At 73.1% G+C, this 25,625-nt stretch carries 25 protein-coding genes; 16 read left to right on the top strand and 9 right to left on the bottom strand.

Annotated features, from left to right (window positions below; all coding sequences use genetic code 11):
* Window positions 1-90: 90 nt before the first annotated feature.
* From ccrA to VFG42_RS03275, 5 genes are all read left to right on the top strand, one after another.
* Window positions 91-1,344: a crotonyl-CoA carboxylase/reductase gene (ccrA, locus tag VFG42_RS03295; protein WP_324905217.1), complete on the top strand. Its 1,254-nt coding sequence runs from the start codon at window positions 91-93 to the stop codon at window positions 1,342-1,344.
* A 13-nt stretch (window positions 1,345-1,357) separates the two neighbouring features.
* Window positions 1,358-1,720 carry a hypothetical protein gene (locus VFG42_RS03290; RefSeq protein ID WP_324905215.1) on the top strand — a complete coding sequence of 121 codons (363 nt, stop codon included), beginning with the start codon at window positions 1,358-1,360 and terminating at the stop codon, window positions 1,718-1,720.
* Window positions 1,721-1,844: 124 nt separating this feature from the next.
* Window positions 1,845-2,381 carry a hypothetical protein gene (locus VFG42_RS03285; protein WP_324905213.1) on the top strand — a complete coding sequence of 179 codons (537 nt, stop codon included), beginning with the start codon at window positions 1,845-1,847 and terminating at the stop codon, window positions 2,379-2,381.
* A 17-nt stretch (window positions 2,382-2,398) separates the two neighbouring features.
* Complete coding sequence (locus VFG42_RS03280) at window positions 2,399-3,667, top strand: sensor histidine kinase (protein WP_324905211.1); 1,269 nt, start codon at window positions 2,399-2,401, stop codon at window positions 3,665-3,667.
* A gap of 16 nt (window positions 3,668-3,683) precedes the next feature.
* Complete coding sequence (locus tag VFG42_RS03275; protein ID WP_324905209.1) at window positions 3,684-4,349, top strand: response regulator transcription factor; 666 nt, start codon at window positions 3,684-3,686, stop codon at window positions 4,347-4,349.
* Here the strand turns inward: VFG42_RS03275 and VFG42_RS03270 are convergent.
* From VFG42_RS03270 to VFG42_RS03260, 3 genes are all read right to left on the bottom strand, one after another.
* A complete protein-coding gene (locus VFG42_RS03270; RefSeq protein ID WP_324905207.1) occupies window positions 4,346-5,122 on the bottom strand; it encodes a SigB/SigF/SigG family RNA polymerase sigma factor in 777 nt (258 codons plus the stop codon). The two genes, VFG42_RS03275 and VFG42_RS03270, sit on opposite strands and share 4 nt — an antisense overlap.
* A gap of 76 nt (window positions 5,123-5,198) precedes the next feature.
* Window positions 5,199-5,486, bottom strand: coding sequence for an ATP-dependent Clp protease adaptor ClpS (locus VFG42_RS03265; RefSeq protein ID WP_324905205.1), 288 nt, complete (start codon window positions 5,484-5,486; stop codon window positions 5,199-5,201).
* Entirely contained in the window at window positions 5,486-6,331 is an 846-nt protein-coding gene (locus VFG42_RS03260; RefSeq protein WP_324905203.1) for an MBL fold metallo-hydrolase, read from the bottom strand. Before VFG42_RS03260 ends, VFG42_RS03265 begins: the two co-directional genes overlap by 1 nt.
* 353 nt (window positions 6,332-6,684) lie before the next feature.
* Here VFG42_RS03260 and VFG42_RS03255 point away from each other — a divergent pair, with 353 nt between their 5' ends.
* The 7 genes from VFG42_RS03255 (at window position 6,685) to VFG42_RS03225 (ending at window position 13,173) form a co-directional block, all read left to right on the top strand.
* Window positions 6,685-8,685, top strand: a complete 2,001-nt coding sequence (locus VFG42_RS03255) for a protein meaA (protein WP_324905201.1) — start codon at window positions 6,685-6,687, stop codon at window positions 8,683-8,685.
* Window positions 8,686-8,810: 125 nt separating this feature from the next.
* On the top strand, window positions 8,811-9,695 hold the full coding sequence (locus VFG42_RS03250) for a GTP-binding protein (protein ID WP_324905200.1): 885 nt from the start codon (window positions 8,811-8,813) through the stop codon (window positions 9,693-9,695).
* Complete coding sequence (locus tag VFG42_RS03245; RefSeq protein ID WP_324905199.1) at window positions 9,692-9,844, top strand: hypothetical protein; 153 nt, start codon at window positions 9,692-9,694, stop codon at window positions 9,842-9,844. The genes VFG42_RS03250 and VFG42_RS03245 overlap by 4 nt, the downstream gene beginning before the upstream one ends.
* 26 nt (window positions 9,845-9,870) lie before the next feature.
* Window positions 9,871-10,644 carry an LLM class flavin-dependent oxidoreductase gene (locus tag VFG42_RS03240; protein WP_324905198.1) on the top strand — a complete coding sequence of 258 codons (774 nt, stop codon included), beginning with the start codon at window positions 9,871-9,873 and terminating at the stop codon, window positions 10,642-10,644.
* A 10-nt stretch (window positions 10,645-10,654) separates the two neighbouring features.
* Window positions 10,655-11,545: a DUF72 domain-containing protein gene (locus tag VFG42_RS03235; RefSeq protein ID WP_324905197.1), complete on the top strand. Its 891-nt coding sequence runs from the start codon at window positions 10,655-10,657 to the stop codon at window positions 11,543-11,545.
* Entirely contained in the window at window positions 11,542-12,111 is a 570-nt protein-coding gene (locus VFG42_RS03230; protein ID WP_324905196.1) for a uracil-DNA glycosylase, read from the top strand. The genes VFG42_RS03235 and VFG42_RS03230 overlap by 4 nt, the downstream gene beginning before the upstream one ends.
* Window positions 12,112-12,129: 18 nt before the next feature.
* Window positions 12,130-13,173 carry an NAD(P)-dependent alcohol dehydrogenase gene (locus tag VFG42_RS03225; RefSeq protein ID WP_324905194.1) on the top strand — a complete coding sequence of 348 codons (1,044 nt, stop codon included), beginning with the start codon at window positions 12,130-12,132 and terminating at the stop codon, window positions 13,171-13,173.
* A 498-nt stretch (window positions 13,174-13,671) separates the two neighbouring features.
* On the opposite strand, the gene VFG42_RS03220 is transcribed toward VFG42_RS03225, so the two are convergent.
* Entirely contained in the window at window positions 13,672-14,220 is a 549-nt protein-coding gene (locus VFG42_RS03220) for a hypothetical protein (protein WP_324905192.1), read from the bottom strand.
* 23 nt (window positions 14,221-14,243) lie between these two features.
* Between VFG42_RS03220 and moaA the strand changes: the two genes are divergently transcribed.
* The gene (moaA, locus tag VFG42_RS03215) at window positions 14,244-15,239 is read left to right on the top strand and encodes a GTP 3',8-cyclase MoaA (protein ID WP_324905190.1); all 996 of its coding nucleotides are present in this window, start codon (window positions 14,244-14,246) and stop codon (window positions 15,237-15,239) included.
* Here the strand turns inward: moaA and VFG42_RS03210 are convergent.
* The gene (locus VFG42_RS03210) at window positions 15,236-15,409 is read right to left on the bottom strand and encodes a hypothetical protein (protein ID WP_324905188.1); all 174 of its coding nucleotides are present in this window, start codon (window positions 15,407-15,409) and stop codon (window positions 15,236-15,238) included. The genes moaA and VFG42_RS03210 overlap by 4 nt on opposite strands.
* Window positions 15,410-15,525: 116 nt before the next feature.
* Here VFG42_RS03210 and VFG42_RS03205 point away from each other — a divergent pair, with 116 nt between their 5' ends.
* On the top strand, window positions 15,526-16,113 hold the full coding sequence (locus VFG42_RS03205; protein ID WP_324905186.1) for a PilZ domain-containing protein: 588 nt from the start codon (window positions 15,526-15,528) through the stop codon (window positions 16,111-16,113).
* Here VFG42_RS03205 and VFG42_RS03200 read toward each other — a convergent pair.
* Window positions 16,091-16,690, bottom strand: coding sequence for an NTP transferase domain-containing protein (locus VFG42_RS03200; protein WP_324905184.1), 600 nt, complete (start codon window positions 16,688-16,690; stop codon window positions 16,091-16,093). The genes VFG42_RS03205 and VFG42_RS03200 overlap by 23 nt on opposite strands.
* 59 nt (window positions 16,691-16,749) lie before the next feature.
* Between VFG42_RS03200 and VFG42_RS03195 the strand changes: the two genes are divergently transcribed.
* Together VFG42_RS03195 and VFG42_RS03190 are read left to right on the top strand one after the other, a co-directional pair.
* Window positions 16,750-17,301 carry a hypothetical protein gene (locus VFG42_RS03195; RefSeq protein WP_324905182.1) on the top strand — a complete coding sequence of 184 codons (552 nt, stop codon included), beginning with the start codon at window positions 16,750-16,752 and terminating at the stop codon, window positions 17,299-17,301.
* Window positions 17,302-17,382: 81 nt separating this feature from the next.
* Window positions 17,383-18,318 carry a diguanylate cyclase gene (locus tag VFG42_RS03190; protein ID WP_324905180.1) on the top strand — a complete coding sequence of 312 codons (936 nt, stop codon included), beginning with the start codon at window positions 17,383-17,385 and terminating at the stop codon, window positions 18,316-18,318.
* Window positions 18,319-18,390: 72 nt separating this feature from the next.
* Here the strand turns inward: VFG42_RS03190 and VFG42_RS03185 are convergent, their stop codons facing one another.
* The 3 genes from VFG42_RS03185 to VFG42_RS03175 form a co-directional block, all read right to left on the bottom strand.
* Window positions 18,391-18,930 carry an NUDIX hydrolase gene (locus tag VFG42_RS03185; RefSeq protein ID WP_324905178.1) on the bottom strand — a complete coding sequence of 180 codons (540 nt, stop codon included), beginning with the start codon at window positions 18,928-18,930 and terminating at the stop codon, window positions 18,391-18,393.
* Window positions 18,927-23,654: an NAD-glutamate dehydrogenase gene (locus VFG42_RS03180; RefSeq protein ID WP_324905176.1), complete on the bottom strand. Its 4,728-nt coding sequence runs from the start codon at window positions 23,652-23,654 to the stop codon at window positions 18,927-18,929. Before VFG42_RS03180 ends, VFG42_RS03185 begins: the two co-directional genes overlap by 4 nt.
* Before the next feature lie 90 nt (window positions 23,655-23,744).
* Window positions 23,745-25,544 (bottom strand): phosphoenolpyruvate carboxykinase (GTP), encoded by a 1,800-nt coding sequence (locus VFG42_RS03175; RefSeq protein ID WP_324905174.1) that lies wholly within the window; start codon window positions 25,542-25,544, stop codon window positions 23,745-23,747.
* Window positions 25,545-25,625: the final 81 nt, after the last annotated feature.

The following is a 25,625-nucleotide window of genomic DNA, read 5'->3' as shown; positions in this document are numbered from 1 at the left end:
CCAACGGTTTAACCCGATCTGGCGTAATCTCCCGCCCCCGCAGCACCCCCGAGACCGTACCCCGACTTCCCAAAGGGTCTGAGCGAGAACATGGCCGTTGATGTGACGCAGGTCGCCACCGTCGACACCGAGCCCGGCACGCTGCCGGAGAAGATGACCGCGTGGGTCATCCGCCAGGAGCGCGAGGGCGAGCCGGTAGACGCGTTCCAGCTCGAGGAGATCGAGGTACCCGAGCCCGCCGCGTTCGAGGTGATCGTGCGCGTCATGGCCGCCGGCGTCAACTACAACAACGTCTGGGCGGCGCTCGGCAAGCCGATCTCGGTCATGAAGTACGGCGACCACCCCGAGTACGGCCACCACATCGGCGGCTCGGACGCCTCCGGCGTCGTCTGGAAGGTCGGCCCCGGCGTCACGCGCTGGAAGGTCGGCGACGAGGTCGTCATCCACTGCAACCAGGCCTCCTACGAGGACCCCGAGGTCCACGGCCTGGACCCGATGGCCGCGCCGTCGCAGCGGATCTGGGGCTACGAGACGACGTGGGGCTCGTTCGCGCAGTTCACGAAGGTCCAGGCGCAGCAGCTGCTGCCCAAGCCGGAGAACCTCACGTGGGAGGAGGCCGCCTCCTACGGCCTGACGTACTTCACCGCGTGGCGCATGCTGATGACGCGCTGCAACCTGCAGGCGGGCCAGAAGGTCCTGATCTGGGGCGCCGCCGGCGGCCTGGGCGTCTTCGCCGTGCAGATCTGCAAGGCCGCGGGCGCGGAGTGCGTGGGCGTCGTCAACTCCGACGAGAAGGGCAAGCTCGTCATGGAGCTCGGCGCCACGGGCTACATCAACCGCAACGACTTCAGCGGCATGATGCGCAAGGGCGGCGAGACGCCCGAGGAGGAGAAGGCGCGCTTCAAGGAGTCGCGTCGCTTCGGCAAGGCGGTCGAGGAGATCCTCGGCACCGCGCCCGACATCGTCTTCGAGCACGTCGGCACCGCGACGTTCCCGACGTCGGTCCTCACGGTCAAGCCGTTCGGCAAGGTCGTCATCTGCGCGGGCACCACGGGCTTCAACCTCGACTTCGACGTCCGCTACCTGTGGATGAAGCAGAAGGAGATCATCGGCTCGCACTTCGCCAACGCGTACGAGTGCCTGAAGGCCAACGAGCTGATCGAGTCGGGCGCCATCCGACCGGTGTTGTGGCGTACCCTGGGGTTCGATGGCGTCGCCGAGGCCCACCAGCTGATGAAGGACAACAAGCACGCGGGCAAGATCTCCATCTTGGTCGGCGCCGAGAAGGAGGGCCTGGGCAAGACCGCCGAGGGCCCCGGAGCGATCTACGCGGAGGTGGGCTAAGCCCATGGCAGGTGTGGTTCACGTCCCCTGGTACGCCACGGTGTTCCGCGGGGACAAGCTGGAAGCGGCGCTGCAGGAGATCGCCCCGTTGGCGCTGCGGTACGGCGCCACGTGGTACGCGGTCCACCGCAACCGCGACGATCCCTACAAGCTGCTGCAGATGGCGGCGTTCGAGTCCAAGCAGGACTGGGAGCGCTACTGGAACGGCCCGGACATGATCCGCTTCCGCGCGGTCAACCAGGCGCTGTACCAGGTGCCGCTGCTCTACTCCTGGGGCGACATCACGGTCGAGGGCTCGCTGGCCACCGAGGGTGGCGTCACCCACGCGGGGCTCCAAGCCACCACCGCGGGCTCCGGCACCGGCGAGATGAACTGACGAGAAGCCGCCCTCCGGGGCGGCTTCTCCCGTTCGGGTGGACCCTGGGCCTCAACCCGGGATCCACCCGAAGATCAACCCTGGCGCCGATGTGCGGCGCGTGGCCCGGCGGCAAGCTGGGTCCATGACCACCTTCGACTACGCCATCGACATCGCGCTGATCGCGATCGTCCTCCTCCAGATCAAGGAAGCCCCCGTCACGCTGCGGGGCCTGCTGCGTCCGCTGGCGCTGATCGGCGTCTCGGTCGCCCACTACCTGACGTCGGTCCCGACCGCCGGCAACGACCTCGTCCTGGAGCTGTCGCTCCTGGGCGCGGGCCTGTCGATCGGCGTCGCCTCGGGCCTCGTCGCCCACATGCGCCGCTCGGAGACCGGTGACGCGCTCGTCCGCGCCGGGTGGGCGTCGGCCGCCTTCTGGGTCCTGGGCATGGGCGCCCGGATGGCCTTCATCTACGCGATGACCCACGGCTGGCGCGCGCCGGTGGCGACGTTCTCGATGCACCACGCGATCACCAGCGACCAGGCCTGGGTCGTGGCGCTCCTGCTGATGGCCGTCGCCGAGGCCGTCGGCCGGATCGCGGTCATCCAGACGCGCGCCCGGCGGATCCGTCGCGGCGGCGCCGCCACGGTCGGCGCGACCGCCGCCCCGGTGGCCGCGTGATGGATGATGCGGGGGCGATGCCCAGCCCCCGCCTGCAGCAGGCGCGTGCCGACGCCGACGCCCGCGCTGACCAGCGCGGGCGTCGCCTGCGTCCGATCGCGTGGGCGCTGGTCGCGCTGACGGTCGCGGCGAGCCTGTCCGGCGACGACGGGCCCGCGCTCCACGGACGCGGGCTCGGCGTCCTGGCGGCGCTCGTGGTCATCGCGGCGGCGCTGTACGACGCGGGCGGCCCGGGCCGCCCGCCGCGGCGCGTCGTGCTCGACGGGCTCGCGTTGGTCGTCGGCGGCGTCGCGCTGAGCGCGCTGCGCGGCGGCGACTCGACCTCGATCGTCTCGACGATCGGCGTGTTCCTGGTGGCCTATCGCCTGCCCGCCGACGTCGCGCCGTGGGCGTCCGGGGCGCTGAGCGTGGCGATCGCCGTGGCGGCGCTCGTGCTCGACCCGACCGACGCCGGCAGCGCCGCCGCGCTGTTGATGCTCTGCGCGCTGCTGGCGGTGGTCGCGCTGGCGATGCGCCGCGCCAACGAGAGCCAGGACCGCGCCGAGGAGCTGCTGGCCGAGCTGCGGGACGCGCGCGACGAGGTCGCCCGCACCGCGGCGCTGGAGGAGCGCGCGCGGATCGCCGGTGAGCTGCACGACATCCTCGCCCACTCGCTGTCGGGCGCCGCGCTGCAGCTGCAGGGCGCGCGGCGGCTGCTGGAGCGGTCGACCGAGCCGGGTGACCCCGCGACCGCCGCGGTCGCGCGCGCGGCCGAGCTGGTCCGCGACGGCCTCGGCGACGCGCGCGCGGCGGTCGCGGCGCTGCGCGGCGACGAGGGCGAGGGCGACGCGCCGCCGACCGGCGGCTCCGCGGGTCCACGGCATGCCGGGGGCGCGGACCGCCCCCAGGCGGCCGTCGACCAGCTCGGCGAGCTGGTCGCGCGGGCGCGACGCGACCTCGGCCTCGACGCGTCCCTGCGGACGACCGGCGCGGCGGCGGCGCTCCCGCCGGAGGCCGGCGCCGCGCTCTACCGCGGCGTGCAGGAGGCGCTGACCAACGCGGCGCGCCACGCGCCGGGGGCGCGCGTCGAGGTCGATCTGGAGTACAAGGACGACATGGTGGTGTTGACGATCGCCGACGACGGCCCCACGGCGGGCGCCGGAGCGGACCTCTCGCACGTGGGCGGCGGCGCGGGGCTGGGCGCGATGCGCGAGCGCGTGGAGCGCGCGGGCGGGCGCGTGACCGCCGTCGGGCCGCGCGACGACGGGCATCCCGGCTGGCGCGTGGCGCTGGAGATCGACCGGTGATCCGGGAGATCGACCGGTGATCCGCGTCGTGCTGGCCGACGACCAGCGGATCGTCCGCGAGGGCCTGGCGCTGGTGATCGGGACGCTGGACGGCGTCGAGCTGGTCGGGACCGCGGCCGACGGCGCCGAGGCGGTGGCGGCCGCGCTGGAGCACGCGCCCGACGTGCTGGTGATGGACCTGCGGATGCCGGTCATGGACGGCACGGCGGCCACGCGCGCGATCCGCGAGCAGGCGCCGGCCGTGCGCGTGCTGGTGCTGACGACCTACGCCGACGACGCGTCGCTGCTGCCCGCGCTGCAGGCCGGCGCGCTCGGCTACCTGACCAAGGACGCCAGCGCCGAGGACATCGAGGCGGCGATCCGCGCGGTCCACGAGGGCCGCACGCACCTGGACCCGGCGGTCCAGCAGCGGCTGGTGGAGCTGGCGACGGTGGGCGCGGGCGCCGACGCCGGGTCGGGCGCGGGCGCGCCGCCCGCGGAGGGCCTCGACGACCTCACGCCGCGCGAGGTCGAGGTCCTGCGCCTCATCGCCGCGGGCCGCAACAACGCCGAGATCGCCGACGACCTCGTGCTCTCGGCCGCGACCGTCAAGACCCACATCAACCGGATCTTCGCCAAGACCGGCGCGCGCGACCGCGCGCAGGCGATCCGCTACGCCTTGGACCGCGGCCTGGCCGGCTAGTTGTTCGCCGCGGGCGACTTGTCGATGTCCAGGCGCAGCTTGGCGATCGACTGGCGGATGATCCGCGACACCTGCATCTGCGAGACGCCGATGCGCGAGGAGATCTCGGTCTGGGTGAGGTCCTCGGCGAAGCGTAGGCGCAGGACCTCGCGGTCGCGCGTGGAGAGGACCTCCATGGCCTCGTCGAGCAGGACGCGCATCTCGGCGCGCTCGAGCTCGACGTCGCGGCCGCCGATCGAGTCCGCGAGCGTCATGTCCTCCCCCGTCGGCTCGTCCAGCGAGCGCGTGCGGCGGGCGCCGACGGACTGGATCGTCGCCAGGACCTCCTCGAACGGCGCGTCGATCGCGTCGGCCAGCTCCTGGACGGTCGGCGAGCGACCGAGCGCGCCGGTCAGCTCGTCGCGCTTCTTGGCGACCTCGAGCTGCAGCTCCTGCAGGCCGCGCGGGACGCGCATCGCCCACGTGCGGTCGCGGAAGTGGCGCTTGATCTCGCCGAGGACCGTCGGGGTCGCGTAGGAGCTGAAGCGCACGTCGCGCGTCAGGTCGAAGCCCTCGATGGCCTTCATGATCCCGACGCAGGCGACCTGGACGAGGTCGTCCATCGGCTCGCCGCGGCCCGCATAGCGCCCGGCCAGCGCGCGGGCCAACGGCAGCATCTCCTCCGCGAGCTGGTCGCGTGCCCGGGTGTCGCCGCCGTGGTGGTAGCGCCGAAGCAGCTCCTGCTCGCGTGCGGCCCGAGCGGCCGTTTCGATGTGCCCCCCTGGCTCGGCCATCCACCACAGAGGGTATAGGGCCCGCGGTCAGGGGGCAGACGGTTGGGCGCCTTATGACACCCAACCGGCGCCGGTGCTAGGACTGCTCGAGCGGGGCCATCGTCAGGCCCGCGTCCCGCAGCTGGCTCCAGTAGTGCTCGGCCAGCTCCTTGTGGCCGCTCCAGACCACGGCCAGGCCGGACGCGTGGATGCGATCGGCGATCGCGAAGCCCTTGTTGACGTCGATGCCCGGGATGAACCGCGCGAGCGTCGTGGCGACGTGCTCGAACGTGTTGTGGTCGTCGTTGCGGACGATCACCCGCCAGGCGCCCCCCAGCGCGCCGTCGGGTCCCGCGGTTCTCGGTAGCTCGATGGTCTGGCTCATTACGAGGCGGCAGTATCGCGCTTTTTCCAGTAGCGGGCCAGCCCGCCGTAGAGCGTCTCGGGCGGCATCGCCTTCAAATAGCCCTGCTCATGGTCGGATCCGGCCAACGCGGCCCGGATCTCGGCCTCGAAGCCCGCCGCGTCCGTCCGGTGGGCGACCTCGGCCCAGCGGTCCAGCTCCTCGTGGAGGGCCTGGAGATGCTCGGCGACGTCGGCGTCGAACGTGCCGAAGTGCGTGATCGCCAGCGCCGACGGCTCCCACGCCGCGATCCGGTCGATCGACGCGTGCCAGGCCTCGACGTCGATGTCCGGCGGCGGGGTCGGCGGCAGGATCGGGCCGTCGCCGATGCGCACGCCCGCGACGTCGCCGGACAGCACGATGCCGGAGTCCCGGTGGCGGTAGGCGGCGTGGTGGATCGCGTGCCCGGGCGTCCAGGCCCACTCGAACGGGCCGGCCTCGCCGCCCTCGCCCTCGAGGATCCGCACGTTGGCCTCGGGCACTGGGACGATCCGGCCCCACAGGCGCTCCATCGCGTCGCCGTAGATGCGCGTGGCCGAGGCGACCAGGCGGCTGGGATCGATCACGTGCTTGGCGCCGTTGGCGTGCACCCAGACCTCCAGGTCCGGCCACTTCTCCACCAGCGCGCCCGCCCCGCCCGCGTGATCGAGGTGGATGTGCGTCAGCAGCACCCCCTCCGGCCGCTCGTCGCCGAGCTGCTCCAGGAGCGTGCCGACGGACGAGTCCGGACCGGGATCGACGACGTACCCGTCGACCACATGGGTGCAGACGGCCTGCTCGGCGCCCTGGAAGTGGACGTCGATCTCACGATGCGTGGGGCTGGACACGGGTCGGGACGCTATCGAGCGGGCCTCGGACGACGGACGCCGATCGGAACGATGTCCGCGCGGAGCCGCCGCATTTGTCCGCCATCTCGCGCGACTCTCCGCGCAGCTCAAGGCCTGGCGTCACGGCACCGCAAGCCCCCACTGGGGACATACCGTCACCGATACCGACCGCGAGGACGGCGTCAACCACACGCCTCGCCCGGCGTGGAGGCCGGTCAGGTCTTCGACCGCGTGCAATTGCCGCTGAAGACGCTCAAGCGGTTCGTGACCAGCTACATCGCCTGGCGGAAACGGCACGGCATCTCGGTCGGCCAGTAGCCCACATGGGTGCATCCGCAAGTACGATTCCGCTCATGGATCACCGTCTGCCGGAGCGCGATCGACCCTGGATGATGCGGACCTACGCGGGTCACTCGACCGCGAAGGCGTCCAACGAGCTGTACCGCTCGAACCTGGCGAAGGGCCAGACGGGCCTGTCGATCGCGTTCGACCTGCCGACGCAGACCGGCTACGACCCCGACCACGAGCTGGCCAAGGGCGAGGTCGGCAAGGTCGGCGTGCCGGTCGCCCACAAGGGCGACATGCACCAGCTGCTGGACGGGATCCCGCTCGGCGAGATGAACACGTCGATGACGATCAACGCGACGGCGGCCTGGCTGCTGGCGCTGTACATCGGCACGGCGGAGGAGAACGGCGTCGACCAGGCCCAGCTCCAGGGCACGACGCAGAACGACATCATCAAGGAGTTCCTGGCGCGCGGGACCTACGCGTTCCCGCCCGGTCCCTCGATGCGGCTGATCGCCGACATGGTGGCCTACACGGTCACCGAGGTCCCGAAGTGGAACCCCATCAACATCTGCTCCTACCACCTGCAGGAGGCGGGCGCGACGCCGGTCCAGGAGATCGCCTACGCGATGTCCAACGCGATCGCGGTGCTCGACGCGGTCCGCGAGCGGGTGCCCGAGGACCGGATGGGCAAGGTCTTCCAGCGCATCTCGTTCTTCGTCAACGCGGGCGTCCGCTTCATCGAGGAGCACGCCAAGCTGCGCGCGATGTCGGTCCTCTGGGAGGAGCTGGGCCGCACGCGCTACGGCGTCACCGACGAGAAGCAGCTGCGCTTCCGCTACGGCGTCCAGGTCAACTCGCTCGGGCTCACCGAGTCGCAGCCGGAGAACAACGTCCAGCGGATCGTGTTGGAGGCCTTGGCCGTCACGATGGGCCGCAACGCGCGCGCCCGCGCCGTCCAGCTGCCCGCGTGGAACGAGGCGCTCGGCCTGCCGCGCCCGTGGGACCAGCAGTGGTCGCTGCGCATCCAGCAGGTGATGGCCTTCGAGACCGACCTGCTCGAGTACCCCGACATCTTCGAGGGCTCGAAGGTCATGGACGGCCTCGTGGAGGAGCTGCTGGAGGGCGCGCGCGCCGAGATGGCGGTCGTCGACGAGCACGGCGGCGCGGTCAAGGCGGTGGACTACATGAAGTCCTCGCTGGTCGACTCCCACCGCGAGCGCATCCGCCGCATCGAGAGCGGCGAGCAGATCGTCGTCGGCCTCAACAAGTTCACGGAGACCAACCCCTCGCCGCTGATCGACGAGGAGGGCGGGATCATGACCGTCGACCCCGAGGTCGAGGCCCAGCAGCGCGAGGCGGTCAAGGCGTGGCGCGCCGGGCGCGACGACGACGCGGTCGAGGCGGCGCTGGCCGAGCTGCGCCGCGTCGCGGGCTCCGACGAGAACATCATGCCCGCGACGATCGCCGCCGCGAAGGCCGGCGTGACGACCGGCGAGTGGGCCGCGGCGCTGCGCGAGTCCTTCGGCGAGTTCCGCGCCCCGACCGGCGTCGGCGAGGCGGCCGCGGGCTCCCGCGACGAGGAGGACCTCGCCGCGCTGCGCGAGGAGGTCGAGCGCGTCGCCGACGCGATCGGGCGCCGCCCGAAGATCCTGGTCGGCAAGCCCGGCCTGGACGGCCACTCCAACGGCGCCGAGCAGATCGCCGTCCGCGCCCGCGACATCGGGTTCGACGTGGTCTACGAGGGCATCCGCCTGACGCCGTCGCAGATCGCGGCGAGCGCCGAGCAGGAGGGCGTCCACGTGATCGGGCTGTCGATCCTGAGCGGCTCGCACAAGGAGCTGATCCCCGACGTCGTCCAGGCGCTGCGCGGCCGCGGCGTCGACGCGCCGGTCGTCGTCGGCGGGATCATCCCGGCGGCCGACGTCCAGCCGCTGAAGGACGCGGGCGTCGCCGCGGTCTACACGCCCAAGGACTTCGACCTCGGGCAGATCATGCGCGACATCGTGGCCTTGGTGGCCGAGAAGCACGCGGCCACGCCGGCCGAGGCAGCGGATAGCCTCGCCTAGAGGCTCGGCCATCCGGGCGGCAGCTCGCCCGGGGGCTCGCTCCCGCGGCCACGGAGGACGTCATCTCGAACGGTGAACAACTAGGCGCGCGCCTGCGCGACCAGGACCTGAGCGCCGCGCCCGCGGTGCTCAACCTGGTGGAGTCGCGCGCCGCGCGCGACCGCGCGGCGGTGGCGGAGCTGTTGAAGGCCGTCTCCCCCGCGGCGCTCGGCCGCGAGGCGCCGGGGCATGTCGTCGGCGTCACCGGCCCGCCGGGCGCGGGCAAGTCATCGCTGTTGAGCGAGCTGTGCCGCGCGTGGCGCGCGGACGGCCGGAGCGTCGCGGTGCTGGCGGTCGACCCGTCGTCCAAGCGCTCGGGCGGCTCGCTGCTGGGCGACCGCGCGCGGATCAGCTTCGACCCCGACGACCGCGCGCTGTTCATCCGCTCCACGGCCGCCGGCGACCGGCTCGGCGGCCTGGCCCCGGCGACGCGCGCGGCGGCCCAGGCGCTGGCCGCGGCGTTCGACGTCGTCGTGATCGAGACGGTCGGCGTCGGGCAGTCGGAGACCGAGGTCGGCGAGGTGGCCGATACCGTGGCCGTCATCGTGCAACCCGGATCCGGCGACGTCCTGCAGTTCCTCAAGGCGGGGATCATGGAGATCCCCGACGTCCTGGTCGTGACCAAGGCCGACCTCGGCGACATCGCGATGCGCGCCCGGCGGGACATCAACGCCGCGCTGCGCAGCGCCGGCTCGCGCGACACGAAGGTCGTCGCGGTGTCGAGCGTGTCGCCGGTCAGCGGCATCGACGACCTGGTCGGCGCGCTGGACGAGCACCGCGCCACGCTGGACGTCGAGACCCGCCGTCGCGACGCCCGCCGCGCGGGCGCCCTGGCCGACTTCGTCGTCGAGCACGGCGAGCGCGGCCTGCGCGCCGTCGGCGGCCGCCGCACCGCCACCAAGCTGCTGGCCGACGCCGATCCCGCCGCCGACGAGCCCACGCTCGTCGCCACCCTGGAGTCCCACCTGTGACCCGCGACCTCATCACGCTCCTCGGCGTGTTCATCCTCGCGACCGCGCTGGCCGCGGCGCTCGGCGCCATCAACTTCGGCACCGCGCTGACCTTCGGCCAGATCGCCTTCGCGGCGACGCTGGTCTGGGTGCTGATCAAGCGGCCGTAGGCCGGGACGGCGATAGGGTCGGCCCCATGTCGACGCCTGCCCGCCGCGCGCTCTTCGTCGCCCCGTTCGACGAGCTGGCGGATCCGCGAATGCTGGCGGGGTTGGCCGCCGACGCGGAGGCCGCGGGGTTCGACGGCTTCTTCCTCTGGGACCACATCGTCTACAGCGCGCCGGCGAGCGCCGTGCTCGACCCGTGGGTCTGCATGGCCGCGATCGCGATGGCCACCGAGCGGATCGTCACCGGGCCGTTGGTGACGCCGATCGCCCGGCGGCGGCCGCACAAGCTCGCGCGCGAGACCGTCACGCTGGACCTGCTGGCGGGCGGCCGGACGATCCTCGGCGTCGGGCTGGGCTCGGACATGCACGGCGAGCTGGGCCCGTTCGGCGAGGAGACCGCGCCGCGCGAGCTGGCCCGGCTCCTCGACGACGGCCTGGACAAGGTGATGGACTACTGGTCGGGCACGTTCGTGCCGCGGCCGGTCCAGGAGCCCCGGATCCCGATCTGGGCCGCCGCCCGCTGGCCCAACCGCCGCCCGGTCCGCCGCGCCGCGCGCCTGGACGGCCTGTTCCCGATCCAGCTGCCGGACCCCGAGGCGCTGGCGACGCTGCGCGACGAGATCGCCGCCCAGCGCGCGGAGGAGGGCCTGAGCGGGCCGTACGACCTGGTCGTCACCGAGGACCAGCCGTATGACCCGGCGCCCTGGGAGGCGGCGGGCGCGACCTGGTGCCTGCGCGGCTTCGGGTCCACCCCGCGGCTGGCCGAGGTGCGGGCCGCGATCGCCGACGGCCCGAACGGGTAGCGCCATCGATGTGAGTCCGATCGTCGTCGGCACGTCGAGCTGGGCGGACCCCGGGTTCGTCGAGGAGTGGTATCCGCCGGGCCTCCCGGAGCGCGAGCGGCTGCCCTGGTACGCCGAGCGCTTCGAGGCCGTCGAGGTCAACAGCACGTTCTACGCCGTGCCGTCGCCCGCGACCGTCCGGCGCTGGGCGCGCGCGACGCCCGAGGACTTCACCTTCGACGTCAAGTTGCATCAGTCGCTCTCGCGCCACAGCGCGACCGTCGACCACCTCCCCAAGGACCTGCGCGACCGCGTCGACACGACGCCGCGCGGGCGGGTCCGGCCGTCGGCCGACCTGGACCGCGAGCTGGCCAAGCGCTACAAGAAGGCGGTCAAGCCCCTGGTCGACGCGGGCAAGTTGTCGTCCTTCCTGCTCCAGCTCACGCCGGCGTTCAAGCCGGGCGCGCACGACCTCGACGAGTTGGACACCCTGATGGCCGAGCTGGCGCCGCACCCGGTCGCGATCGAGCTGCGCCACCGCGGGTGGCTGGACGACGACCGGCGCGAGGAGACGCTGGAGTGGTTCGCCGACCACGCGGCCGCGTTCGTCGCCGTCGACGCGCCCCACGGCGCGCCGCCGACGATGCTGCCCGCGCTGGACGCGGTCACGCGCGACGACCTCGCCTACCTGCGCGCCCACGGCCGCAACGCGCGCGGCTGGGTCAAGGGCCGCGGCGTCGCCGAGCGCTTCGCCTACCGCTACGACGACGCCGAGCTGGAGGAGATCGGCCGGCGCGCCGAGGGTCTCGCCGAGGAGGCCGATACGGTGCGCGTGATGTTCAACAACAACCGTGGCGACGACGCGCCGGTGGCGGCCGCGCGGATGCGCGAGCTGCTCGGCCAGGAGGTCCACGCGTCGTGAGCGCGGCGGCCGAGGAGCGGCTGGAGGCGCTGGCCGACGAGATCCGCGCGCACAAGGGCGCCCGGTGCGGCTTCGAGGTGTGCGAGACGTGCACGCAGCTCGTGCCCGGCGTCGGCCCGGCGAGCGCGTCGATCGTCATCGTCGGCGAGGCGCCCGGCGCCAAGGAGGACGCGGCCGGCGTCCCGTTCGTCGGCGCGGCGGGCAAGGTCCTGGACTCGCTGCTGGCCGAGGCGGGGATCGCGCGCGACGACGTGTTCATCACCAACGTGGTCAAGGCGCGTCCGCCGAAGAACCGCGATCCCAAGCAGCCCGAGGTCGCCCACCACTGGCCGTGGCTGGAAGCGCAGTTGGACATCATCAAGCCGCAATGGCTGGTGCCCCTGGGCCGGCACGCGCTGGCGCGCTTCGCGCCGGACGCGAAGATCGCCGAGGCGCACGGAACGCCGCTGGAGGTCGACGGGCGACGGCTGTTCCCGCTCTACCACCCGGCGGCCGCGCTCTACAACGGCTCGCTGCGCGCGACGCTGGTCGAGGACGCCAAGGCGCTCGGCCGCACGCTGAGTTGAGCTTGTAGAACTCTGCGCATGACCACCACCGCCCGCGCCCTGCAGGCGCCGAGCGCCCAGGCGCCGTTGGAGCCGACCACCATCGAGCGCCGGGACCTCGGTCCGACCGACGTCGCGATCGACGTCAAGTTCTGCGGCATCTGCCACAGCGACATCCACCAGGTCGAGGGCGACTGGGGCCGCAAGCTGTTCCCGATGGTGCCCGGGCACGAGATCGCGGGCGTGGTGACGGCGGTCGGCTCGGACGTGACGCGCCACGCCGAGGGCGACCGCGTCGGCGTCGGCTGCTTCGTCGACTCCTGCGGCGCGTGCGACTCCTGCCAGGCGGGCGACGAGCACTTCTGCGCCAAGGGCGTCGTGGCGACCTACAACGGCCTCGACTACGACGGCGAGCGCACGCTCGGCGGCTACTCCACGCACATCGTGGTCGACGAGCGCTTCGTGCTGCGCATCCCGGACGGGCTGGAGCTGGACGCCGCCGCGCCGCTGCTCTGCGCGGGCATCACCATGTACAACCCGCTCAAGCGCTGGGGCGCGGGACCGGGCAAGGCCGTGGCGATCGTCGGCATGGGCGGTCTCGGCCACGTCGGCGTGCAGCTCGCGGCGGCGATGGGCGCCGAGGTGACGGTCCTGTCGCAGACGCTGTCCAAGGAGGCCGACGGGCGGCGCTTCGGCGCATCGGCGTACCACGCCACGTCGGATCCCTCGACGTTCAAGTCGCTGCGGGGCCGGTTCGACCTGATCCTCAACACGGTCTCGGCGAACCTGCCGCTCGACGCGTACTTGGGGCTGTTGAAGCCGCGCGGCGCCATGGTCTCCGTCGGCCTGCCGACCGAGCCGGACACGTTCCACGCGGGATCGTTGATCGGCCGTGATCGCGTGCTGTCCGGGTCCAACGTCGGCGGGCTACCGATGCACCAGGAGATGCTCGACTTCTGCGCCGAGCACGGCGTGGCGCCGGCGATCGAGGTCATCGGCGGGGACGCGGTGAACGAGGCGTACCCGCGGGTCGTGCGGAGCGACGTGCGGTACCGGTTCGTGATCGACGTGGGGACGCTGTAGGGGGACGGCGGCGCGGCGGCGGCGGCGCGGCGGCGGCGGCGGCGCGGCGGCGGCGCGGGCGCTTGTGGCGCTGGCGCGCTCAGGGTTGGGTGGTGGCGCGGGGCGCTGGTGGCCGAGTCACCGAGGGGAACGAGGCCGGGTTGGCGTGGCCACCGCCTGGGGTTGGCGAGGGCGGCGTCTCCGGGCTCGGGCGGGGCGATTCGGGGCCGAACCGTTTCCGCGCCCGGAGATCCGCCCGCCCCGGCGCCAACCGATGGCGCCTTCGTGTCGCCCAGGAACACAAAGGCGCCATCGGTCACCCAGGAGCGGCGAGCCCGCAGGTCGGCGGCACGGCGCTGGTTCGGCCCCGAACCGCCCGCCCTGAGCCCGGAGACGCCGCCCAGGTGCCACAAGCGGCCGCCACGCCGCCCGGGCTCGTTCCCCTCGGTGACTCGGCCACCGCGCGCCGCGCCACCACCCGCCCTCCAGCGCGCCAGCGCCACGAGCGCCAGCGGACCCTCAGCGGTGCTTGGTGGTCCGCGTCGTCTTCGACGCCGGCGGCACCGTCGTCCCCGTCCTCGCGGGCGGCACCGTCGTGCTCGGCGGCGGCACCGCCGCCGTCGGCGGAACCACCGACGACGCCTGCCCGCCCGACGGCGCCGCGAGCGAGGCGATGCGCCATTGGCCGTCCTGCTTGACGACCTGCAGCGCGTCGTCGGACGGCTCCTGGCCGTTGGCCGTGGTGTGCACCGACACGAGCGCTCGCGAGCCGGCGATCGAGACGTCGGTGATCTCCAAGGTGGGGTTCTTGACGTCGCCGAGGCCCTTCTCGACCGCGGTCTCGCAGGGCAGGCCGACGTCCTCGATCTTGTCGACGAGCGTCTGGGACAGCAGCTCGTCGCAGATCGTCTGCCAGTCGTGGTCGCGCGTCGCGACGCCGAACTTCGCGACGGTCGCGCGGACCGCGGTGGTCGCGTCGGCGCCGCCGCCGTTCTCGGTGTCCGCGCCGCAGCCGGCGAGGGCGAGCGGGACCAGGAGCAGCGACAACAACGACGTTCGACGGGGCACCGCGGGAGGGTAACCTGCCCGCGATGGCGCGCGACCCGCTCCACGACGGGCATGGCCGCCGGATCACGGACCTGCGGATCTCCGTCACGGACCGCTGCAACTTCCGGTGCCAGTACTGCATGCCCGCCGAGGGCCTGCCGTGGCTGGAGCGCGACGGGGTCCTGACCTTCGAGGAGATCACGCGCCTCACCGCGCTGTTCGCGGACCTCGGCATCGCGACGGTGCGGCTGACCGGCGGCGAGCCGCTGGTGCGCCGGGACTTCCCGGCCCTGGCCGCGATGCTCACCGCGATCGACGGCCTCGACGAGGTCGCCGTCACCACCAACGGCTATCTGCTCGAACGCGACGCCCGGGCGCTCGTCGACGCCGGGATCGCCCGCTTCAACGTCAGCGTCGACTCCCTGCAGCGCGACCGCTTCTTCGCCCAGACCCGCCGCGACGCCCTCCCCCGCGTCCTGCGCGGCCTGGAGCACCTCGCCTCGTTCCCCGAGGCTCATCCGATCAAGGTCAACGCGGTGGCGATCCGCGGCTTCACCGAGACCGAGCTGATCCCGTTCGCGGAGTTCGCCCGCGCGCACCCCTACGAGGTGCGGTTCATCGAGTACATGCCCTTGGACGGCGACCGCAGCTGGGACATGACCCAGGTCCTGACCGGCGAGGAGATCCGCGCCGCGATCCACGCGGTCCACCCGCTGGCGCCGGCCGAGCGCGCGCCCCACGCCACCGCCCGGGTCCACCCGTTCGCCGACGGCCGCGGCGCCATCGGCTTCATCAACCCGGTCTCCGAGCCGTTCTGCGGCGACTGCGACCGCATCCGCCTCACCGCCGACGGCCGCCTGCGCACCTGCCTGTTCTCCCTGAACGAGACCGACCTGCGCACACCCCTGCGCGCCGGCGCCACCGACGACGACCTCGAGCAGGTCATCCGCGACGCGGTCTGGCGCAAGGAGCTGAAGCACCGCGTCAACGAGCCCGGCTTCATCCAACCGGAGCGCACCATGTCCGCGATCGGCGGCTAGGCCGGGACGAGCACCCGCGCGTCGGCGGGCGTCCAGGCGCTGACCGACAGCACGACGAACGTGCAGCCGCAGTCGCAGGCGGCCGCGTCCAGCTCGACCTCGTGGCCGACGATGCGCTCGGTCAGCTCGGCGCAGTCCTCGTCGGAGCAGATGACTTCGGCGATCAACATGGCGTCCACGGTCCCGCGCGGCCCAGACGGACTGCACGGGCGCTTGCACCGGTCGTCCGCGCGCGGACGACGCGGCTGAACCGGCGTCGACCGCGTCCGATCACCCTGATGTGGAGGTGCTTCTGGAGCGCGACACGCCCGTCGACATCACGCTCGACGGCGGCTGGCGGATCACGGCGCGCGTCGCCGCGGTCGGCCAGGACTACGTCGACCTCGGCCCGGTCGGGCCGCCCCTTCAGCTTCCCGCCCAGCTGCGATGGTGCGACGCGACGATGGCGTGGAAGACGCGCCTGGGCGCCGCGCGGCGCCGCGGCGTGCTCGTCCACGCGCCGGACGCCGGCGTCCTGCGCATGCACCCGCTCGGCGACCCGATGAAGGTCCAGCGCCGCCGCTTCGTCCGCGTCCCGGCCGAGCTGAGCACCGCGGTGATCGCCCCCGACTACCGCCTGACGACGCGGACGCTCGACGTCAGCGTCGGCGGCATGCTCGTCGCGCCCGCCGAGTCGCTGGCGCTGGAGGACACGGTCCGCTTCGCGCTCGACCTCGGCGCGATCACGATCGCCGGCGACGGCCGCGTCGTGCGCGGCACCACCGACGGCGCGCGCGGCATCCTCTTCTCCGACCTGCAGGGCCGGGCCGAGCGCCGGTTGAGCCACTACGTGGCGCAGCGCCAGCGCGAGCTCATCGCGGGCTCGCGCCCTTGATCAGCACCGACGCCCGCAGCACGTCCTCGGGCGCGTTGACGTTGAAGAACGCGGTCTCCTCGAGGCCCTCGACGACGCGCACGCCCAGGGACTCCACCACCTCGATCGTCCGCGCGGACGGGTCGAAGCGGTTCAGCCCGGCGGCCAGCGCGCCCGGCGTGTAGAGCGCGCACAGCGGCTGCAGGCGCCCGTAGGCGAGCGGCGCCACCACGGTGGCGCCGGACGGGCCGGGATCCGCGGCCATGATCGTCCGCAGCACGGCGGCGTCCACCAGCGGCAGGTCGACCGCCACGACCAGGATCGGCCGCCCGACCGCCAGCCCCAGCGCGTGCGCGACGCCGACCAGCGGATGGCGCGGCTCGTCGGGCTCGATCCAGAGGTCGGCGATCCCGCTCAGCGACGGCAGCAGCGTGTCGCGCTTGGCGACCACGGCGACGTCGTCGCAGACCGAGTGCAGCGCCTCGATCGGGTAGTGGACGAGCGCGCGGCCCTCCAGCTCGACGATCGCCTTGTCCCCGCCCAGGCGCCGTCCCCGGCCACCGGCCAGGACCACCCCGACGGGAGCTGTGCCGCCCATGCGTGCGGACCCTACACGCGCGGGGAACTTCTATCCTGGGGTGCCTTATGGGAGAACTGATGGGCGCTCATCCCTGGCTGCGGTGCTACCGCTGCTGGTCGCAGGACCTGGAGGTCCAGGTCCACTACGAGGGCATCCACCGGATCGACCCGCAGACCGGCGAGCGCGCCGAGGTCGTCGACGAGATCCAGGAGGCCGTCGTGCAGTGCCTGGAGTGCATGCACGACCAGCCGCACCTGACGTTCAACAACAACCGCGTCGAGGCGGTCGAGGACCGCTGGGAGCGGATGATCGCCGGGACGCCGTGGGTCGCGTCCTGCACGGTGACCGTCGACGCCGACGACGTCGAGACCTGCAGCGGCCCCGAGGCCGGCGACGCGCTGTCCTACGCCGCCTTCGGCGACCACGGCACGCGCGAGTTCTTCACGCACGTCCGCTTCCACAAGCACGAGGACGGCAACCGGATCGTCGTCCACCTGCTCGTCGAGCTCTACGCGCGCAACGTCGAGGAGGCCACCGACGTGCTGGAGGAGGCCGCGCGCGGCCGCCTGACGATCACCTCGCTGGCCGAGGAATCCCGCCCGCCGGCGGCCGCTGAAGAGCGCCACTGAGCGCCGCTCAGTAGGACATCCCCTGATCGAGGGATCTCACCCCTCCAGTTCCAGGGGATTCGTGCCGATTGACCGGGGCGAATGGAGCAGGCTCAGCGCATCTTGGTCGCCGAGGACTCCGCCTTGCTGCGGAAGATGATCGGCGACGTCCTGCGCCAGAACGACTGGGACGTCCTGGAGGCGGGCGACGGCCCGACGACGCTGGAGCTGGCGCGCGCCGCCAACCCCAGCGTGGTCCTGATGGCGCGCGAGATGGAGGGCCTGGACGGCCTCGCCGTGCTCGACACGCTGCGCGCCGATCCGCGCACCGCCGACATCCCGGTGGTCTTCGTCACCGGCCACACCGACGCGCGCGACCTGGCCGAGGGCCTGGAGCGCGGCGCCCACGACTACGTGCGCAAGCCGGTCGACCCGGTCGAGCTGGTCGCGCGCATCCGCACGGCGCTGCGCCTGCGCTCGCTGCACGACGAGCTGGCGCGCCGCAACGCCGAGCTGGAGAAGCTCGCGCGCACCGACGTCCTCACCGGCCTGGCCAACCGCCGCCACGCTGACGACGTGCTGCGCGCGACGATCGCCTCCGCCCGCCGCCACGACCGCATGCTCTGCGCGGTCCTGATCGACGTCGACCGCTTCAAGGCCGTCAACGACGGCCACGGCCACGCCGCCGGGGACGCCGTCCTGCGCGAGATCGCCGTCCGGCTGCTCGCCGGGCTGCGCGAGGAGGACCTGGCCGCGCGCTGGGGCGGCGAGGAGTTCCTGCTGCTGCTGCCCGACTCGGCCGACGCGGGCGTCGTCTGCGAGCGCTTGCGCTGCGCGATCGCCGGGCGGCCGATCAACGTGCACGGCGTACTCCAGCTGGCGGTCTCCGCGTCGTTCGGCTGGGCGGCCTGGAGCGGCGAGGAGACCGGCGAGTCGCTGGTGGCGCGCGCGGACGCGGCGCTGTACGCCGCCAAGGGCGGCGGCCGGGACCGCGTGGTCTGCGCGGCGCCGGCCGGGCCGCTAGCGGACGCGGCCTAGGCGAACGCCCGGATCCGGGTCGGTCTATGACGAACTATTCGTCATAGACCGACCCGGATCCCGAAATCGGCCCTACGCCGCGAACGCTCCCAGCGCCAGCGCGAGCGCCGCCACCGTCGGCGCGTCCTGGATCCGCCCGTCGCGCACCATCGCGCGCGCCTCCTCGACGTCGAAGCGCCCGACGACCAGCCCCTGCTCGGTCTCCTCCAGCGCCTGCGGACCGGGCACGAGATCGCGCGCGGCCCAGACGTCGAAGGGCTGGCTCATGATCCCGTAGGCGAAGAACAACCGCCCCAGCCTGTCCATCCGGCCCGCGCGCAGGCCGGTCTCCTCGGCCAGCTCGGCCCGGGCGACATCCTCGGCGCCGAGGGCGTGGTCGTCGTCGGCGGCGCCCATCGGCAGCTCCCAGAACCGCCGGCCGACCGGATGGCGGTACTGCTCGACCAGCCACAGCGCCCGGTCGCCCTCGTCGAACGGGACGACGACCGCGGCCGGCGGCTTCTCGACCACCGCGTAGAGCCCGGGCGAGCCGTCGGGCAGGACGGTCTCGTCCTCGCGGACGCGCATCCAGCGGTTCTCGTAGACGATCTTCGACGACGTGACCCGGATCACCCGGCCAGCCCCCGCAGGTGCCGGATCGCCAGCGTCAGGCCCGCGAGGTCGCCGGTGCCCTCGACCCGCAGCGCGCGCGAGACCGACTCCAGCCGCCGCAGCGCCGACGACCGGGCGTCCAGGAACGCGTCGACCGCCTCGCCCGGCGCCAGGTCGGACGGCGCCTCGCGCAGCGCCTGCTCGCTCAGGACCCGCCGCGCGTCCAGGACGTCGTCCAGCAGCGCCTGCTGCGCCCAGCGCTGCACGCGCGTGCCCGCCGGGAGGTCCAGCACCTCGTTCTCCAGCCACTCCAGGCCGAGGCGCTCGCCGAGGTCGAAGAACGCGGCCGCGACCTCCACCTCGTCGCGCCGCACCGACTGCGCCACCGCGACGATGTCCGGCGCGTGGCGCAGCGCGCGCTGGAACGCGTGGCGCCGGGCGACCTCGTCGGGCACGCCCGCGTCGATCAGGTCGACCGCCAGCGCCTCGTGCTCCTCGCGCCAGCGCTCGGAGCGCAGCGTCGGCATCGCCTCCGACAGCCGCACGAACGCGTCGCCGACCGACTCGACGGTCTCCTCGACGTCGGCGTCCGGCGCGTGCAGCAGGTACCAGCGCGTCACCCCGGCGACGAGGTCGTCGACCCCGTCCAGCAGCTGCCAGGCCGCGTCGGCGTCGATGTGCGCGACCTGCCCCTCGATCTCCAGCCACCGCTGCGTCGCGCCGGTGATCTCGCGCGCGATCCGGTAGGCGCGCACGACCTCCGCGGGCGACGCGCCGAGCTCGCCGCTGAGCCCGGAGACGAACGTCGGCCCGAGCGCGTCGACGGCGTCGTTGGCCGCCAGCGTCGCGATCAGCTCGCGCCGCAGCGGGTGCTCGGCCAGCAGGTGCCCGAAGCGCGCGATCACCGGCCGCGGGAAGTACGCGCGCAGGTCGTGCTCGAAGGCGCTCTCGTCGGGCAGGTCGGAGTGCAGCAGCGCGTCGGTCAGCAGCCGCTTGGCGTAGGCCACCAACACGGCCAGCTCCGGCCGCACGAGCCCGCGCCCGGCACGTCGCCGCTCGGCCATGTCGTCGCTGGTCGGCAGCGCCTCGTCGCGTCGGCGCAGGATCCGCGCGTCCTCCAGCGCGGCCATCAGGTCCTCGTAGGCGAAGACGCGCGCGGCCGACGAGCGCACCTCCTGCGACAGGATCTGCGCCTGCAGGAACGAGTCGTAGAGCACGTGCGCGACGACGTCGTCGGTGACCTCGGCCAGCAGGTCGTCGCGCGACTCGCGGTCCAGCTCCCCGCGCCGCACGGCGAGGTCGAGCAGGATCTTCAGGTTGACCTCGTGGTCGGAGCAGTCGACGCCCGCCGAGTTGTCGATGAAGTCGGCGTTGATGAGCCCGCCGTGGCCGTCGTGGCCGCCCTCCGACGCGTACTCGATCCGCGCGCGGTGGGTGAAGCCGAGGTTGCCGCCCTCCCCCACGACCCGCGCGCGCACGTCGCGGCCGTCGACGCGGATCGCGTCCGACGAGCGGTCGCGCGCGTCCGCGTCGCTCTCGGTCGACGCCTTGACGACCGTGCCGATCCCGCCGTTCCACAGCAGGTCGACCGGCGCGCGCAGGATCGCGCGGATCAGGTCGGTCGGCGCCAACGCGTCGTCCTCGACGTCCAGCGCCCGGCGGATCTGCGGCGTCAGCGGGATCCGCTTGGCGTGACGCGAGAAGACGCCGCCGCCCTCGGAGATCACCGAGCGGTCGAAGTCGTCCCACGACGACCCGCTCATCTCGAACAGCCGCTCGCGCTCGGCGAACGACCGCTCCGGATCGGGGTTCGGGTCCAGGAAGACGTGGCGGTGGTCGTAGGCCGCGACGAGCTTCAGCGACCGCGACAGCAGCATGCCGTTGCCGAACACGTCGCCCGACATGTCGCCGACGCCGACCGCGCGGACGACGTCGGTCTCCGGGTCGACGCCCAGCTCGCGGAAGTGGCGCTTGACCGACTCCCACGCGCCCTTGGCCGTGATCCCCAGGCCCTTGTGGTCGTAGCCCGCCGAGCCGCCGGAGGCGAACGCGTCGCCGAGCCAGAAGCCGCGCCGGACCGCGATCTCGTTGGCGGTGTCGCTGAACGCCGCGGTGCCCTTGTCGGCCGCGACGACGAGGTAGGAGTCGGGCTCGTCGTGGACGCGCACGCCGGTCGGCGGCACCGTCGAGCCGTCCTCGGGCGCGAGGTCGTCGGTGACGTCCAGCAGCGCCTCGATGTAGCGGATGTACTGGCGCTTGACCTCGTCCTTCAACGCCGCCGGATCCTCGGGCCGTGCCTTCAGGAAGAACCCGCCCTTGGCGCCCGTGGGCACGATGATGGAGTTCTTGGTCATCTGCGCCCGCATCAACCCGAACACCTCGGTCCGGTAGTCCATGCGGTCGCTCCAGCGCAGGCCGCCGCGCGCGATGCGCCCGCCGCGCAGGTGGATGCCCTCCATGTCGGGCGCGTAGACGTAGATCTCGAACAGCGGCGCGGGCTGCGGGATCGCCGGGACCTCGGCGGACCGCAGCTTGAAGGCCATCGCGTCGCGCCCGTCCTTGAAGACGTTCGTGCGGACGGTCGCGTCGATCAACCCGAGCTGGTTGCGCAGGATCCGGTCGTGGTCGAGCAGCTCGACGGCGTCGAGGTCCTCGCGGATCTCGGCGCGCAGCGCCTCCTCGTCGGCCTCGCCGCCGCGCCGCTCGTCGAGCGCGAAGCGCAGCTCGAAGAGCCGGATGAGCTTGCCGGTGATCTCCGGGTTGGCGGCGATCACGTCGTTCTGGAAGCCCTCGGTGTAGCGCGAGCCGATCCGCTGGCGGTAGCGGCGGTAGGCGCGCAGGACCTGCACCTGCGGCCAGCGCAGGCCGGCGCGGACGACCAGGCGGTTCAGCGAGTCCGACTCGGCGTCGCCGCGCCACACCGCCTCCAGCGCGTCGGCCACGCGCGCGGCCACGGCGTCCAGGTCCAGCGGCCGGTCGTCGCCGGCGCCCAGCACGCCGAAGGCCTGGACCCACAGCTCCTCGTCGGACTGCAGCCGCGCCGGGACCTCCTCGATCACGCGCAGGCCGAGGTGCTCCAGCATCGGCGTGGCCTGCGACAGCTCGACCTTCGGCCCGCGCCGGTAGAACGCCACGCGCGTCCGCCGGACGCCGTCCGGCCCCCGTTCGTCCTGCAGCCCCACCAGGAAGTCCGCGCGGCCGGTGGCCAGCTCCTCGAAGCGCTCGACGTCCTGGGCGGCGATCTCCGGCGCGGCCGCGGCGCGGTAGGACTCCGGCAGCCGCTTCAGCCAGCGCGCGGCGAGCATTCGCCCGCGCTCGGGGCCGTGCTCGGCCACCAGCACGTCGCCGACGCGGTCGCGCCACGTCCGCGCCTCCAGCGCCAGCCGCCGCTCCAGCTCGCCGACGTCGACGTCCGGCAGCCCGCCGCCGGAGCGGACCGTGAGGTGCAGGTAGACGCGGTCGTCCTCGCCGAAGACCTCGTGCTGCTCGACGTGGTCGGTCGCGTACGCGCGCGCGACGAACCCGGCGAGGCGCTCGCGCAGCGTCTCGCTGTAGCGGTCGCGCGGCAGCGTGGCGACCAGCGACGCGCCGCGCCCGTCGGCCGCGCGCCGGCCCAGCAGCCGGACCTCGTCGGCGCGCAGCGCCAGCAGCGTCGCCAGCTGCGCGCGCAGGTCCTCCACCGGCGCGCCGAACAGCTCGCCCTTCGGGTAGCCGTCGAACAGCGCGATCGCGGCCTTGGAGTCGTGGCTGCCGTCGATCAGGTCCTCGGCGTCGAGGATCCGGCGCAGCTTGTCGCGCAGCAGCGGCGTCGAGGACGCGGGCTCCGAGTACGCGCGCGTGGTGAACAACCCCAACAACCGCGCGCTGCCCGCCAGCAGCACGTTCATCGGCTCGCGCCGGTGCACGGGCGACAGCGCGTGGGTCTTGGTGATCTCCAGCGCGGGCGCCTCGTCGCCGCTGCCCGCCGGCGGGTCGTGGGCGGGCACGCGCAGCTCGCCGGCCTCGCGCTCCTCGCGCAGGAGGCCGAGGCCGCTGCCCGGCACCGCGTCGTCGCGGAAGCCCAGGAAGACGAAGTGCGACTCGCCGACCCAGCGCAGGAACGCCTGCGCCTCCTCCAGCTCGACGTCGAGCCGGTCGGCGTTGGCCGCGACCAGCTCGGCCAGCCGGTCGAGCGTGTCGCGCAGCGCCTGGTGGTCGTCGACGACCGCGCGCACCGTGGCCAGCACGTGGCGCGCGGCGTCCTCCAGGTCGGCGAGCTCCTCGGGCGTCAGCCGCCGGTCCAGCTCGAAGTGCATGACGGACTCGCGCGGCGCGTCGCGCGGGTGCTCGATCGCCGTGATCCGGCCGCTGTCGGCGTCCCGGCGCACGCCGACGATCGGGTGCGTGATCCGGATCGCCCGCAGGCCGCGGGCCGCCAGCTCGGCGGCGATCGAGTCCACCAGGAACGGCAGGTCGTCGGTGTTGGTCTCCAGGACCGAGCCCTGCGTCTCGTAGCCGTGCTCGTCGCGGCGCGGCGTGAACGCGCGGACGGCCGCGACCGCGCCGTCGCGCGCGTCGGCCAGCGCGAAGGCGCCCTCCACCTCGGCCAGCAGCGCCTCGGGCGCCTCGTCCCCGCCGTCCGGCGACGGCGCGCGGTGCAGATAGGCCCGCGCGAATCGGGCCAGCGCGTCGGAGCCTCGCTCCCGCGCCAGCGCGACGACCTCGTCGGCCGACCCGGCCGGCGACGACTCCTCCTGAAGGCTCACCCGCAGAACGTACCCCGGAGACCGGCTGCAGAACGCAAGAAGGGGCGCCCACCGTGGGCGCCCCTCCGTCCAACCGAGGTCCGGTGCGGGTCAGGCGCCGAGGCGCTGCTCGAGCTGCTCGAGGTGCGCGCGGATCTCGCCGGGCAGGTCGTCGCCGAACTTGGCGAGGTGCTCCTTGACCTGCGGCAGCTCGTCGCGCAGCGCGTCGACGTCCACCGACAGCACCTCGGACAGCGCCTCGTCGGAGATGTCGAGGCCCGCGACGTCGATGTCCTCCTTGCGCGGGACCAGGCCGACCGGCGTCTCGTCGGCCTCGACCTTGCCCTCCAGGCGGCGCACGACCCACTCCAGGACGCGCGAGTTGTCGCCGAAGCCCGGCCACAGGAACTTGCCGTCGGCGCCCTTGCGGAACCAGTTGACGTAGAAGATCCGCGGCGGCTTGGCCCCGGCCTTCTTGCCCATCGTCAGCCAGTGCTCGAAGTAGGACGCCATGTTGTAGCCGCAGAACGGCAGCATCGCGAACGGGTCGAAGCGCAGCTGGCCGACCGTGCCGAACGCGGCGGCGGTCATCTCCGAGGACATCGTCGCGCCGAGGAACACGCCGTGCTCCCAGTCGAACGCCTCACGGACGAGCGGCACCACCGACGCGCGGCGGCCGCCGAACAGGAACGCGTCGATCGGCACGCCCGCCGGGTCCTCCCACTCCGCCGCCATCGACGGCACCTGCGAGGCGGGGACCGTGAAGCGCGAGTTCGGGTGCGCGGCCGGGTGGTCGGCCTCGGGCGTCCAGTCGTTGCCGTGCCAGTCGATCAGGTGCGCGGGCGCCTCCTTGGTCATCCCCTCCCACCAGGTGTCGCCGTCGTCGGTCAGCGCCGTGTTGGTGTAGAGCGCGCCCTTGTCGAGGGCGGCCATGGCGTTGGGCGTGTTGCTGTAGCCCGTGCCCGGGGCGACGCCGAAGAAGCCGTTCTCGGGGTTGATCGCGCGCAGGCGGCCCTCGTCGTCGTACTTCATCCAGGCGATGTCGTCGCCGATCGTCTCGACCTTCCAGCCCTCGATGGTCGGGACCATCAGCGCGAGGTTCGTCTTGCCGCACGCCGACGGGAACGCGCCGGTGACGAACTTGACGTCGCCCTCCGGCGAGGTGAGCTTGAGGATGAGCATGTGCTCGGCCATCCAGCCCTCGTCACGGGCCATGATCGACGCGATGCGCAGCGCGAAGCACTTCTTCCCGAGGAGGGCGTTGCCGCCGTAGCCCGAGCCGTAGGACCAGATCTCGCGGGTCTCGGGGTAGTGGACGATGTACTTGACCTCGGCGTTGGTGGGCCACGGCACGTCCTCCTGGCCCTCGGCCAGCGGCGCGCCGATCGAGTGCACGCACGGGACGAACTCGCCGTCCTCGCCGAGGACCTCCAGGGCGCCGGCGCCCATGCGCGTCATGATCCGCATCGAGACGACGACGTAGGGCGAGTCGGTGATCTCGACGCCGACGTGGGACTTGTCGGAGCCCAGCGGGCCCATCGAGAACGGGACGACGTACATCGTCCGCCCGCGCATGGAGCCGGCGAACAGCTCGCCCATCGTCTCGCGCATCTCGGAGGGCGCGCGCCAGTTGTTGGTGGGGCCGGCGTCCTCCTGCCGCTCGGAGCAGATGAACGTCCGGTCCTCGACGCGAGCCACGTCGCTGGGGTCCGACCACGCCAGATAGGAGTTCGGCCGCTTGGCATCGCTGAGGCGCTTGAACGTCCCAGCATCCACGAGCTGCTGGCAGAGGCGGTCGTACTCCTCCGCCGAGCCGTCACACCAATGGATCTCGTCGGGCTGGGTGAGGGTGGCGATCTCCTCCACCCACGCCGTCAGCCTGGCGTTCTTCGTCGGAACCGTGATGCTCACGTCACTTCCTCGGTGTCGGATTCAAGGAGGCGGGCGGAGAAAAGGGAAAGACGGCCCACCTCGGTGCGCATTCCCGAAAGC

Source organism: Baekduia sp. (assembly GCF_035685985.1).
Classification (GTDB): Bacteria; Actinomycetota; Thermoleophilia; order Solirubrobacterales; family Solirubrobacteraceae; genus Baekduia.
Note: the sequence above shows the minus strand (reverse complement) of the source record. Positions and strands in the feature narration are given on the sequence as shown.